This is a genomic window from Marinifilum caeruleilacunae, assembly GCF_013141825.1.
GTDB lineage: Bacteria > Bacteroidota > Bacteroidia > Bacteroidales > Marinifilaceae > Marinifilum > Marinifilum caeruleilacunae.
Genome location: NZ_RZNH01000002.1, coordinates 175,860 through 189,208, shown reverse-complemented (window position 1 = coordinate 189,208; position 13,349 = coordinate 175,860). Strand labels below are relative to the sequence as shown.

Genomic DNA, 13,349 nt, shown 5'->3' with positions numbered 1-13,349 from the left:
TTTATTTATATTTGATGCATATTTCCAAAAGCCAATTTACTATTTACATCTTCCAATTACCCTTTGGAAGATAAACTATACTTATTATGAGATTATTAGCCTTCTGTTTGGCAATGATTGGACTCTTTGCGTGTAATAATGAACAAAAAGAGAGCAGGAAACTTACCGATTACGTAAATACTTTTGTTGGAACCGATGGACCGGGAAATACTTATCCTGGAGCAGTGATGCCATTTGGAATGGTGCAACTAAGTCCAGACAATGGCTTGCCTGGATGGGATCGAATTGCAGGGTATTTTTGGCCCGATTCAACCATTGCGGGTTTCAGTCATACACACCTTTCGGGAACTGGTGCTGGCGACATGTACGATTTATTACTAATGCCAATGAATAGTAAATTTACCGAGAGTCTAACTCCCGAAGGAGATTATCGTCCGTATTCTAAATTTTCCCACGACCAGGAAGAAGCCTCGCCAGGCTATTACAAAGTGGAGCTATTGAGTTCGGGTATCACAGCAGAGTTGACCACAACACAACGCGTCGGTTTTCACCGATATACATTTCCGAAGGATTCGGCTTCAAAAATCATCCTTGACCTGGGCTATAAACTAAATTGGGATCACCCTTACGATACCAAAATAATTGTGGAAAATGATTCAACCATTTCTGGATATCGAAAATCTAATGGATGGGCGAGAGATCAGCATGTTTATTTTACCGCTCATTTTTCCAGACCATTCGAGAAGATAGAATTGTTCGAAGCAGATGAAAAATCGAATAAAAAGGAAGTAGTCAGCCCTAAAACCAAATTTGTAGCCACATTTGCGAGTGAAGAAGGCGAGGAAGTATTGGTGAAAGTGGCCTTATCTTCGGCTTCGGTTGATGGAGCAAAGAAAAACCTACAGGCCGAATTGAGCGGATGGGAGTTCGATGCAACTGTTGCCAAAGCCGATATGGAATGGGAAAAATTGTTAGGGCAGATCGAAATTGAAGGCAGCGAATATCAGAAGGAGTTGTTTTATACAAATCTTTATCATATCTACCTGACTCCTAGTTTGCTAAGCGACATTGATGGCATGCACAAAGGTGCAGATGGAAACTATCACAAGGCAGAAGGATTTGATCGTTACGACACATTCTCCTTATGGGATACCTACCGGGCAGCTCATCCACTGTATACAATTTTATGCCCGGATAAAGTGGAAGATTTTATCAAGTCGTTCCTGGTTCATTATGACGAGACGGGTTTACTTCCGGTTTGGTCTATGGCTGGTAACGAAACCAATATGATGATTGGTTACCATGCTGTTCCAGTAATTGTTGATGCTTATTTCAAAGGAATTGAAATGGATGTTGAAAAAGCCTACCAGTCTTGTGTGGAATCGGCTAAAGAAAAAGGCCGCCAAATTGATGAATACATGCACCTGGGCTATGTTCCAACCGATGAAGAAGGTGAAAACTGGTCGGTTTCAAAAACTTTGGAATATGCTTACGATGATTGGTGTATTGCCCAGTTTGCGAAAGCTTTAAACAAGCAGGAAGATTATGAATATTTCCTGAAAAGGGGAGAAAACTGGAAGAATTTGTATGATCCAAAATCGACCTTCTTCAGACCAAAAGATCCAAAAGGAAATTTTGTTTCGCCTTTTGTACCCAAAGAATACACCAACTACTATTGCGAAAGTAATGCATGGCAGTATTTTTGGTATGTACCACAAGATGTTCCTGAATTTATTAAAACAGTAGGCGAAGAAAAGTTTTCTGCCAAGTTGGATTCTATGTTCACCTATTACCCTTCGGCAGATGATAAACTGCCAATTTTCAGCACAGGAATGATTGGCCAGTATGCACATGGAAATGAGCCAAGCCACCATGTTGCTTACCTCTACAATTATATCGATCAGGAAGAAAAAACCCAGGAAATGGTCCGAAGAATTATTAACACACAATATACGACCAAACCTGATGGTTATTGTGGAAATGAAGATTGTGGACAAATGTCGGCCTGGATGGTATTCTCTTCAATGGGATTGTATCCAGTAAATCCGGCAAACGGGGTTTACGATATTACTTCGCCATGGCTGGATAAAGCTGTCTTGCACTTGCCAAATGGAAAAACCTTTACCATTACTACAGAAAATCAAGGCAAAAACAACCATTATATTGAAAAGGTATTGCTTAATGGTAAGGAGTATCAGCAATTGACAATTACGCATCAGCAGATTATGCAGGGTGGGGAATTACTTTTTGTATTAAAATCAAGGAAATAATTTAGAAAGGCTGTGAGATTTGTACAGCCTTTTTTATAAGATATAAGATGAAAAAAAGAATCATTTTACTTCAAATGATATTGTTTTTTGGGCTTTCCATGAATGCTCAAAAATTCATGACCTACAACCTACGTTACGATAATCCGGGAGATGGAATTAACAAGTGGGAATTGCGAAAAGAACAAGTTCAAAAGCTAATTGTAAATTATTCACCCGATATTTTCGGAACACAAGAAGGTTTGCATCATCAACTTGAATATTTGAATCATGAACTGGATAGCTATTCATACATTGGAGTGGGTAGAGACGATGGAAAAAGCAAAGGTGAGTATTGCGCGATCTTTTATGATCATGATAAATACAAGGTGGTTAAACAATCAACATTTTGGCTGTCGACCACACCAAATCAGATTTCAGTTGGCTGGGATGCTGTTTTGGAAAGAATCTGCACCTATGCTTTGTTCGAAAACAAGAAATCAGGAAAGCAGTTTTTTGTTTTTAATGCACATTTCGATCATGTGGGAAAAAAGGCTCAGTACGAAAGCTCAAAATTGATATTACAAAAAGTTGAAGAGCTCAATCAAAAGAAATTGCCTGTAATCCTAATGGGTGATCTAAACCTGAAACCAGAGAGTGAAGCCATACAGTTTTTAAGCAGTAAGATGTTGGATGCTCACCTTCAAATTAATAAGATTCAGGATATGGGAACCTTTAATGCTTTTAAACATGCAGAACCAGTAAGGGATAGAATCGATTATATTTTTGTTGATCAATCCACGAAAGTGAAAAGCTATCGGATTATAGATGACAAGTTTAATGGGCGATTCCCATCAGATCATTTGCCAGTTCTGATTGAAATCAAAAAATAATTTCTCAAGTTTCTGATTGGATCCTTTAGTGCAAATCGCACTTTTTGTTATCTTGACTCGTAAATTAACAAAAGGGGGATTATTTAATACAGAGGCTATGCAATCAGAAACATTTCAGAACGAAGTAGAATTAAAGTACAAATTGTACAACAGTATTTTTCTGACACTTCCCTTAGATGGTATACATGGAACAGGTATTCTCATTCCACTAATGAAAGATGAATGCCGGAAGGGCTTGGAAAAAGGAAAATCTCCTGTTGAAATTTTAGATCATTTTTTCGAAAAACAGACCAATTTTACATCAGAAGATGAACAATTGGATTTCATGTTTCGGGTAATTAGTTACATCGAGCGCCAGGTAGTGTTGCTGGATGCTTTGGAAGATGCAGCTTTTTTAGACCTGCACGATGCAAGGAGAGTCGGAAAAATTGAGTCGATTAAGAGTAGGCTGGACAGTGAGGAAAGAAAAGAGAAAATAGGAGAAGCATTGAAGAATTTGGCGGTTCGTATTGTTTTAACGGCTCACCCAACACAATTTTATCCGAGCACGGTTCTTGCGATCATCAATGATTTAATTGATGCAATTCAGAAAAATGACCTGCTGGAAATTAAAATGCTACTTACCCAGTTGGGAAAAACACCATTCTTTAAAAAAGAAAGACCAACACCTTACGATGAAGCGAAGAGCTTAAGTTGGTATCTCGAAAATATCTTTTATCAGTCGGCATCGGAACTTTATGGCGATTTATTAAAAGAAGTAAGCAATCCGGAAGAACAAGCTGGGAATGTTTTAACTTTTGGTTTTTGGCCTGGTGGCGATCGCGATGGTAATCCCTTTGTAAAGGTTGATACAACTATTGCTGTAGCTGATAGATTGAGAAGTATTTTGCTGGCTAATTATCATACTGATATCAGGAAATTAAGAAGAAGGTTAAGTTTTAAGGGAGTGTACGAAAAACTTATCGCTCTCGAGGAGCGGATTCTTCAGGCGGTGAATGGAGAAGATACTGCATCCAGAATTCAGCAGGAAGAGATTCTCAGTTCTCTTTCAGTAATCGAAAAGCAATTGATAGACGAACATGATGGATTCTTTGTAGACTTATTACACGAATTCAGAAACAAAGTATTGTTGTTCGGAACTCATTTTGCAGGAATCGATATCCGACAGGATAGTAGAATCATTAAAAATGCTTTTGATGTTCTTTGCTCTACAGCGCCCGAATTAAAAGATCAAACCGGCAATTTGAATTTTGAAGAACTCACCAATTTGAGTACACCTGTTTCCATGTTCCAATCGGACGATGAGGTGGTAAAAGATACCCTAAGCTTGTTTGGAACAATAAAAGAAATTCAGCACAGAAATGGCGAAAAGGCTTGTAATCGAATTATTATTAGCAACTGTAGAGGCGAGGATGATGTAGCAAGAGTATTTGCCATGGCGAAAATGTGTGCTTGGCAAGGCGAAATCCCATTGGATATTATTCCTCTTTTCGAAACCATTGACGATTTGGAGAAAGCTGCCATTACCATGCGTAAGTTATATGAAAATGAGCAGTATGCCAAGCATCTAGAGTTCAGAGGTAAGAAGCAAACCATTATGCTGGGATTCTCAGACGGAACCAAAGATGGTGGTTATTTCTCTGCCAACTGGAATATCTACAAAGCAAAAGAAAATATTACCAGGCTTTCACGTGAGATGGGAATTACAGTGGCCTTCTTCGACGGTCGTGGAGGACCTCCGGCGCGAGGAGGTGGGAATACGCACAAGTTCTACTCATCATTAGGAAATACCATCGAAAATCGTGAAATACAGGTGACCATACAAGGGCAAACCATTAGTTCGAAATTTGGAACTCACGATTCTGCGAGATTCTACCAGGAAAGGTTATTATCGGCTGTACTTGAAAATAGTCTATTCGACGATCCTGATAAGTTACTTTCAGACACCGATCGTGTGGTGATGGAAAAACTTTCGGAATACAGTTTGGCAGAATACCAAAGATTTAAATCTTCGGATAAATTTGTGCCATACCTCGAAAAAATGAGTGCTCTGAAATATTACGGTAAGGCAAATATCGGGAGTCGACCAGGAAAGAGAAAACAGTCGGAAAAATTGAATTTTGAAGATTTGCGTGCCATTCCATTTGTTGGAGCATGGAGCCAAATGAAGCAAAATGTACCCGGATTTTTTGGCGTGGGTTCATCCCTAAAGAAACTTGAGGAAGAAGGCTTGTTCGACGATTGTAAGAAACTTTACCAAAGCTCACTCTTTTTTAAAACTTTGGTGGCAAACAGTATGCAATCCATCTGTAAATCCTACTTTAAGTTGACGGAATACATGAAGAAAGATGAGGAGTTTGGTGATTTTTGGACCTGGATTCACGACGAATATGAATTAAGTATAGAAATGTTGCTGAAAGTATCCGATCAGGATGAATTAATGCAAACTGCTTTATTCTTAAAAGATTCGATAAATTTGAGAGAAGAGATGGTACTTCCACTAATTACAATTCAACAGTATGCATTGATAAAAATTCGAGAATTGGAGCGAAATAATGAAACAAACGCTACAAAATACAGTATATTGCAGAAGTTGGTCATCCGATCTCTTTATGGAAACATAAATGCAAGTCGTAATTCAGCCTAAGAAAAAAGTTTAAGAAAACATGAACAAATGGCAATTTTGAGACTTGCGGATCGTTTCATATGTAATTAAAACTTAAATAATAATAGAAACCCAAAGAACATGCACAAATCAATTCTTACTTACTGTTTGATATTTTTATTTTCGCTGACACTTTCCGCTCAGGAAACAGAACCTGTCAAGCAAGAAGTTAAGCCTTCATTAGATCATGGAACCATTGATAGCCAATTTAATTTTATGACAAAAAAATCGAGCAATTGGCAAGGTCATGAGGTAATAAAGGTCGACATGCTAAATAAATATCAATCGAATGTTCAGGATACGCTAAAGCTTTTAAAATCGACACTTAAAAGTTCTGAGAGCAAATTAGATCAACAAGAAGGAGAAATTTCTGGTTTAAATACTGAAATTGAAAATCTGAAAAAGCAATTGGATGAAACCGTTCGCATGAAAGACAGCATGAAGTTTTTGGGAATGGAAATGACAAAATCATCCTATAACACTTTGATGTGGATTTTGATTATCGGTTCATTGGCTGTAGCTGGAGTTTGTTTTATGTTGTTCAAAAGAAGCAATGTGGTAACAGTTGAAACCAAACAGACTTTAGAAGAGGTAAGAGAAGAATTTGATACCCATAGAAAGAATGCTTTGGTACGTGAACAAAAATTGGCTCGCCGACTTCAGGACGAGGTGATCAAAAATAAAAATCTTGGATTGTAAAAGGGATTTAAAAAATAGAAAAAACGAGGCTGTACACCATTAGGTGCAGCCTCGTTTTGTATAAAGTGTTTTGTAATTACCCAGTTTGTTTATACTACATGATGCATAAGTTTCTTAACACAATAAATACCCCCAATAATTGAAGTAAAAACTAAACCTATTGCAAACTTGCAGTAAAAACCGCAATAAAAACCATCCTTAGCTCCACATGTAAAAGCAGAACAACCAAGGGCAATTAATACCAGGTAATCTAAAAACAGAATACAGGCTAAAAGAGATGCTGTGAACAACAGTTTTTTCATTTTTAATAATTTTCTACACACTACTTAATCGTTAACACTATTACAAAGTTACAACAGCTTATTATGTATCTTTTAAAGGAGCTATGTGATTGTTTTATCTTATCTTTGTGATATATTTCACACAATCATGTTACACCAGCCCGACTATAAAATTTTTACCAACTGTCAGATGTGCGATGACAGGTCTTGTGCTTCTCAAACACTTTCGGATCAAGAATTGGAACTACTCAGTAAAAGCTGCAATGAAGTAAAATTTGATAAGGGAGATATTATCCTGGCTGAAGGTTCAAGAACTTCTCATATTGTATACCTACGAGAAGGCTTGGTAAAAGAATATGGTAAAAATGGTTTACAAGATGAGCATATTCTGCAGGTGGTGAAACCACATTCCTACCTTGGCCTGCACTCCATATTCAGCGATACCAATAATCATTATTCCTATGCAGCCATTACACCGGTTCGTGTTTGCTTTATCGAATTGTTGGTTTTCTCACAATTTATTAAAGAAAATGGATTGTTTGGATACGAAATTCTTTCCTCGGTTTGCAACGATAGTCTAAACAATTACCATCGCTTTATCGATCAGCACCAAAAGAAAATATATGGTAAGGTGGCCGATGCCCTGTTGTACTTTTCTAAAGTAATTTTTGGAAAAGAAGAATTTGAATTGCCATTAAGCAGAAAAGAAATAGCTCATATGATTGGAACAAGTCGTGAGAGTGTTTCCAAACAAATTACGGGTTTCGAGCAAGACAAGATCATTTCTGTAGATGGTAGAAATATTCAAATTTTAGATATGGAACGTCTGCAAAATATTAGTAGAGTAGGTTAGTTGTAATTCTTACCCACACAAAATACCAACATGTAGGTATTTACATCCTCAGCTTAATTTTCCAATTTTGAACTGTTCTAAATAAATTGACATGTATTCTGTCAATTTTAGGATTAATAGGAATAATTATGGCATTTATTAGAAAAAACTGGGCGTGGCTATTGGTGTGTTGTGTGGCTTTAACTCCTTTATTTAAAATATTTTCATTAATCAGTTTCAACTTTGAATATCCCGAATTTGATATGCTTCTTTTTGATGATGTCGAATTATCGGAAAAAATGGCGCTGCAAACCGGTAGAGATATTCTTCCGGGAATAGAACTGGCCATAGAGCAAACCGGTGAATGGGCAATTCGCTGGCTTATTGCAGTATTACTGATTACTCCATTCAAAATTGTTTTTGGAACCAAAAGTAATTTATTTGTTAGGCAGGCTATGGGGATTTCTTGTGGTGTTTACGTATTTCTACATGCCTTCTTTTTCATGTATCACGAAGGGTTTTTTGCAGTATTTTCTGACTTGCCATTGATTTTATCGGCCATTTCAGCCGTGATCATCTTTGCCTTGTGTATCACATCAAATCGTAGATCGATGAAACTCTTAAAAAAGCACTGGAAAACATTGCATCGATTGGTATACTTTGCAGCTGTCTTAACCATAGCTCATGTAGTATTATTAAACAAAGGCTGGGAGTTATATACCAGTTTATTTGCCCTTGGAATGATCGTGAGATTTGGCCCAGTCCGTCAGTTTTTTGAATCTAAAAAATTAAAACTGATTCTACAGCATCAGTTTAAAGCTGTTGGTTTTCTCACCAAAATGCGACGTCTGTCGTAGGTAATTACACCTTCGCGTTCCAATTCATTTAGTGTGGTTGTTACCGTTTGGCGGGTAGTGGCAGCCAAACTGGCAATATCCTGATGTGTAAGATTTAATCTGATTTCTCTTTCGTCTCCAATTTTTACCCCATGTTCTTCAATTAAATCGAGCAATAGGCATTTTACCCTTTCCGGAGCCGATTTAAACCACATTCGTTCCAATCTGCTACGCACTTTTTTCAGACGAAAACCGATAAGTTTGGTGACCTTTAAACTAAGGCGGGGATGAGAAGCCAGGAAATGTTCGAAATCCTGAATGTTTACATAGCAAATTTCGGCATATTCGGTTGTTGCAGCAATTTGTTCACGTTTGCTCTGTCCTGTAATGGCTAACTCTCCAAATATTTCTCCCGGACCAAGAATGGCATAAATAAGCTCCTTACCATCATCCGAAAAGGATGAGATTTTTACTTTTCCTTTCTTGAGGAAGTAAACCGAATTGGCTTCATCATTTGGTAAATAGATGGTTTGATTTTTTGTGGCTTCCAACATTTTTACCCTCTTTCTTAAATCCATTTTCTCCAATATGGAAAGAGAACCTAAGAAATTGAAATTTTCGAAATACCAAAGTATCCTGTCTTGCATAACTCGTTGATTTGGTGGATTAATCAGCACTTATGAAGATACGAAATTTATCTAAACTGATTCAAAATAAGCTGTCATAAAAATTTGTTAATTCATTTTATGAATATTCTTTTCAGATGTCAAATAAGTGCAGAAGCATTGCCTTTGCTTAAAAATTAGTATTTTCAGGTCTTCACAATTATGCTTTATGAATAGAATTACACTACTTTCTCTTTTTGTTCTTTTCATGATTTCCTGTTCGAATAGGCAGGAAAAGAAAAATCAGATTAGCATTTTTGCGGCTTCGAGTGTTACCAATGTGGCGCGAGAACTGGCTCATGATTTTGAACGTAGCAGTGGCATTAAAGTGAAATTAAATATTGCATCGTCTGGGATATTAGCCAGGCAAATTGAAAGTGGTGCTCTTTTTGACTACTACATTTCAGCCAATCAAAATTGGATGAAATATGTGGATAGTTTGTCACTCGTAAATAAACATTCCATTCGTAATTTGGCATCAAATCAATTGGTAGCCATTGTTCCATTCACTGATCAAAGAGCGATATCAGAAAATGAGTTCTTGATGCAATTTCCATCTCTGTTCTCAGGTCGATTATCCATTGGTGATCCCAAACATGTACCTGCAGGTAAGTATGCCATGCAGGCCATAGACTATTACGAATGGGACGAAGAGCTGGGGAATAGAATATTACCAGCTAAAAATGTTAGAGATGCATTGCTTATGGTGGAATTGGGCGAAGCGGAAATGGGAATTGTGTACCAAACAGATGCTAAAAAATCAGTCAAAGTAAATATTGTTTATACATTTCCTTACCATGCATGCGATTCAATACACTATATGGGCGCTGCAAGCAAATCGAAATCTGAAAGCTTAGATCAATTTTTATTGTATCTTCAATCTATAGAGGCCAAACAGATTTGGAATAAAAACGGTTTTAAACCTTAATAGAATGAGTGAACTGCTTAATTTTAGTGAAGAGGAGCTACTGGCTATCGGATTATCATTCAAAGTCGCCATATGGTGTGCAGTACTCATATTGCCTCCATCGCTTATGATTGCCTGGTGGCTTGCACGAAAGAATTTCCGCGGTAAATCTGTTGTGGAAGGTTTTTTGAACCTGCCATTGGTTTTACCACCTGTTGCAACAGGATTTATTCTTCTATTGCTTTTAGGAACAAATGGTGTGTTGGGAAAATACCTAAACGACTGGTTTGGACTGAAACTGGCATTTAGTTTTTACGCAGCAGTAATTGCTTCTATGGTTGTTTCGTTTCCGCTTGCGATTCGTGCCATCCGTTTATCTATCGAAATGGTAGATCCGGCTTACGAAGAGGCTGCCAAAACACTTGGAGCCAATTCGCTGCAAACATTTGTACGTGTAACTTTGCCTTTGGCATTACCCGGAATTATTAGTGGTTTTGTATTGGCTTTTGCCCGATCATTAGGAGAGTTTGGTGCAACCATAATTTTTGCAGGAAACATATCAGGCGAAAGCCAAACCATACCTTTGGCTTTATTTAATGAGATTCAGATTCCTGGTCATGAATCTGCAGCATTTCGATTGTTGATGGTTGCAGTGATTTTCTCATTTGTAGCCATGTCTTTTTCAGAATTTTTAGTCAAAAAACTTCATCATCGTAAATAAAGAATATCGTTTAAATATGCATGCACTAAGGGCCAAATTAAAAACTCAAAAGGGAAATTTTACTCTCGATTTGGAAGTTGATTTTATCAATGGAATCACAGGAATATACGGTCCATCGGGTTCAGGAAAATCTACCTTAATGCATGTTATTTCAGGATTGGAAAATCCAGATCATGGATATATTACCATTGACAATGAAGTTGTTTTGGACACTTCGAAACAGGTGCATGTTAAAACCAGGAAACGACAAATAGGATATGTGTTTCAGGAAGGCCGTCTATTTCCACATATGACGGTTCGAAAAAACCTGTTATTTGGAAGTTCGTATACGCACCAAGCTAAGCAACTCATAGAGTTTGAAGAACTTGTAGAGCTATTGGAGATTCGGGATTTGCTGGAGAAAAGGCCAAAGAATTTATCGGGTGGAGAAAGGCAAAGAGTGGCTATTGGCCGAGCTTTGTTAAGCGCACCCAAATTACTTTTAATGGATGAGCCATTTTCATCCTTGGATGTGGCTTTGCGCCGACAAATTATTCCATACCTGATAAAAATTAATAAAAAACTGGGTATACCTATGTTGGTGGTTAGTCATGACTTACCTGATTTGTTAAGTCTTACCCAGGAGTTGTTTCTCTTAAGAAATGGAAGAGTAGAAGGGCATGGGAATTACTTCGACCTGATTCAATCTGAAAAATCGCTGGATATGATGCGAGGAGCAGGTTTAATGAATGTGATTCCTTTTAAAGTTGAATCGCATGATGTAGAGAATGGATTGACCCATTTGATGAACCGTGACGCCAGCCATGAAATCCATGTAGAACGTGAACTAATTAACGATTCTTGTAATGCAGGCGATGAGCTGAATGTTTCACTACGACCTGAAGATATAGCGATAACCCTACAAGAAATAAAAGATATATCTATTCGTAATCAGTTAAAGGGTAAGGTCAGCAAAATTATCAAAAAAGAGAATCGAATTTACTGTTTGGTAGATGTTGGTTTTCTGCTTATCGTTTCTATTACCCAGGCATCTCAACAAAAAATGAAGCTGGAAACAGGCAGCGAGGTGTATTGCCTGTTTAAATCGATGGCTTTGCAGGTGAATACCTAAAATTTATTCAAGGTTTTTTTACTGATATTTTTTACATAGCGGACGCAGCATTCCTTCCAATCCGTTTAGTTTGATTTCGTACATAGATGCTAACATTTCTCCCAATTTTCCTGGAGGAAAGCCTTTTTCACGAAACCAAACCAAATAAGGCTCCGGCAAATCAATCAGGTATCTGCCTTTGTATTTGCCAAAAGGCATGCGCATTTGTATCAGTTTAATTAACTCTTCGTTAAGTTCTGCTTTGTTGATTTCGTCAGTCATTTATGTTAGTTGTTGTTGTATATAATATAAGCCCTTGCGTCTGTACAAATTCAATTTTTAGCTAATCGTTGTATTCGGCAAAGCCGCCTCCAATGAGCTTGTCGTCGATGTAAAATGCAACTGGTTGGCCAGGAGCCATTGCCCAGGCAGGATGCTCAAGATCAACCAAAAGTTCGCTGTCGTTTAAGATTGAAATTTTTGAATAGCCTTCCGGATTTAGTCCCAGACCTCTTACTACAGTTGTAATTTTTTCTTGTTGGATATCCTCAATATTGTGGAAGTAATAGCCAGATATTCGAAGTTGAAGCTTGTTAAGATCCGCCTTCTTTTCCAGGATGAGCCTATTGTTTTTCGGGTCAATTTTACTCACCATTAATCCCGATTTCTCTTTCAGTTCAATTCCACGTTTCTGGCCAACCGTGTAATACGGATAGCCATCGTGTGTGCCAATTTCTTCTCCTTGAATATTAAAGACTTTACCCTTGCCAATTTTCTCATTCAAATCAGGAATCATTTCCTGGAGAAAATCGCGATAATCCTTACGATCCATAAAGCAAACACCCATACTCTCCTTTTTATGAGCTACTTCCTCAAAGCCGTATGATTTGGCAATTTCGCGCACTTTGGCTTTTGTATATTTTCCCAAAGGCGTTAAGGTTCTCGACAGAATATCCTGTTTCAAATTCCAGAGAAAATAAGATTGATCTTTAGCAGGATCTTTTCCTTTGCGGATATAGAACAGATCATTTTCCTTTTCGATGTTAATGTAATGACCAGTTGCAATGTGCTTGCAATTTAGTTCATCAGCCTTTTTGAGTAAAAGTTTCCATTTTAAATTTGGATTACACTGTATGCACGGACTCGGTGTACGACCCGCCAAATATTCATCCAAAAAGAATTGGATAATGCTATCGCGAAAGGCTTTACGGGCATCAATAACATGATGTTCTAATCCAAGTCTTTCGGCAAGTTTCTGAGCATCACGAATAAAATCAGGATAAGCATCATTTTCATCATATGAATGCTCATTGGTATAAAACCATAGAGAGACTCCAATTACCTCGTACCCCTTGTCTTTTAGCATCATGGCAGTAACCGAAGAATCGGTTCCTCCACTCATTCCTAAAATCACTCTTCCTCTTGCCTTATCTGCATCACTCATATTGTGAATGTAATTATGTTTTTAAAATTTGACCTGTAACTTTTCAAACACCTGTTCGTCTTGTCTTTAA

Annotated in this window: 13 protein-coding genes; 9 read left to right on the top strand and 4 right to left on the bottom strand. The window is 37.6% G+C overall.

The features are described from left to right. Positions 1-86 precede the first annotated feature (86 nt). The 4 genes from ELS83_RS02310 to ELS83_RS02295 all read left to right on the top strand — a co-directional run bounded on the left by ELS83_RS02310 (position 87) and on the right by ELS83_RS02295 (position 6,503). Complete coding sequence (locus tag ELS83_RS02310; protein ID WP_171593897.1) at positions 87-2,270, top strand: GH92 family glycosyl hydrolase; 2,184 nt, start codon at positions 87-89, stop codon at positions 2,268-2,270. Positions 2,271-2,317: 47 nt separating this feature from the next. Continuing rightward, the gene (locus ELS83_RS02305) at positions 2,318-3,139 is read left to right on the top strand and encodes an endonuclease/exonuclease/phosphatase family protein (protein ID WP_216616326.1); all 822 of its coding nucleotides are present in this window, start codon (positions 2,318-2,320) and stop codon (positions 3,137-3,139) included. A gap of 97 nt (positions 3,140-3,236) precedes the next feature. Continuing rightward, complete coding sequence (locus tag ELS83_RS02300) at positions 3,237-5,786, top strand: phosphoenolpyruvate carboxylase (protein ID WP_171593896.1); 2,550 nt, start codon at positions 3,237-3,239, stop codon at positions 5,784-5,786. A 99-nt stretch (positions 5,787-5,885) separates the two neighbouring features. Next, positions 5,886-6,503: a tRNA (guanine-N1)-methyltransferase gene (locus tag ELS83_RS02295; RefSeq protein WP_171593895.1), complete on the top strand. Its 618-nt coding sequence runs from the start codon at positions 5,886-5,888 to the stop codon at positions 6,501-6,503. A gap of 89 nt (positions 6,504-6,592) precedes the next feature. Here ELS83_RS02295 and ELS83_RS02290 read toward each other — a convergent pair whose 3' ends face one another. Further along, complete coding sequence (locus ELS83_RS02290) at positions 6,593-6,805, bottom strand: hypothetical protein (RefSeq protein WP_171593894.1); 213 nt, start codon at positions 6,803-6,805, stop codon at positions 6,593-6,595. Between the two features lie 127 nt (positions 6,806-6,932). On the opposite strand from ELS83_RS02290, the gene ELS83_RS02285 reads away from it, so the two are divergent. Together ELS83_RS02285 and ELS83_RS02280 are read left to right on the top strand one after the other, a co-directional pair. Next, positions 6,933-7,637, top strand: a complete 705-nt coding sequence (locus tag ELS83_RS02285) for a Crp/Fnr family transcriptional regulator (RefSeq protein WP_171593893.1) — start codon at positions 6,933-6,935, stop codon at positions 7,635-7,637. A 128-nt stretch (positions 7,638-7,765) separates the two neighbouring features. Beyond that, positions 7,766-8,473 carry a ferric reductase-like transmembrane domain-containing protein gene (locus ELS83_RS02280; RefSeq protein WP_171593892.1) on the top strand — a complete coding sequence of 236 codons (708 nt, stop codon included), beginning with the start codon at positions 7,766-7,768 and terminating at the stop codon, positions 8,471-8,473. Here ELS83_RS02280 and ELS83_RS02275 read toward each other — a convergent pair. Next, entirely contained in the window at positions 8,425-9,099 is a 675-nt protein-coding gene (locus ELS83_RS02275) for a Crp/Fnr family transcriptional regulator (RefSeq protein ID WP_171593891.1), read from the bottom strand. The two genes, ELS83_RS02280 and ELS83_RS02275, sit on opposite strands and share 49 nt — an antisense overlap. Before the next feature lie 187 nt (positions 9,100-9,286). Between ELS83_RS02275 and modA the strand changes: the two genes are divergently transcribed. From modA to modC, 3 genes are read left to right on the top strand one after another with little or no spacing between them, the layout of a single operon-like run. Continuing rightward, a complete protein-coding gene (gene modA, locus ELS83_RS02270) occupies positions 9,287-10,045 on the top strand; it encodes a molybdate ABC transporter substrate-binding protein (RefSeq protein WP_171593890.1) in 759 nt (252 codons plus the stop codon). A gap of 4 nt (positions 10,046-10,049) precedes the next feature. Next, positions 10,050-10,745, top strand: coding sequence for a molybdate ABC transporter permease subunit (modB, locus tag ELS83_RS02265; RefSeq protein WP_171593889.1), 696 nt, complete (start codon positions 10,050-10,052; stop codon positions 10,743-10,745). Between the two features lie 16 nt (positions 10,746-10,761). Further along, entirely contained in the window at positions 10,762-11,856 is a 1,095-nt protein-coding gene (gene modC, locus ELS83_RS02260) for a molybdenum ABC transporter ATP-binding protein (protein WP_171593888.1), read from the top strand. An 18-nt stretch (positions 11,857-11,874) separates the two neighbouring features. On the opposite strand, the gene ELS83_RS02255 is transcribed toward modC, so the two are convergent. Both ELS83_RS02255 and mnmA read right to left on the bottom strand, forming a co-directional pair. Next, complete coding sequence (locus tag ELS83_RS02255) at positions 11,875-12,117, bottom strand: DUF3820 family protein (protein ID WP_171593887.1); 243 nt, start codon at positions 12,115-12,117, stop codon at positions 11,875-11,877. Between the two features lie 61 nt (positions 12,118-12,178). Further along, positions 12,179-13,279 (bottom strand): tRNA 2-thiouridine(34) synthase MnmA, encoded by a 1,101-nt coding sequence (gene mnmA, locus ELS83_RS02250; protein ID WP_171593886.1) that lies wholly within the window; start codon positions 13,277-13,279, stop codon positions 12,179-12,181. Positions 13,280-13,349 lie beyond the last annotated feature (70 nt).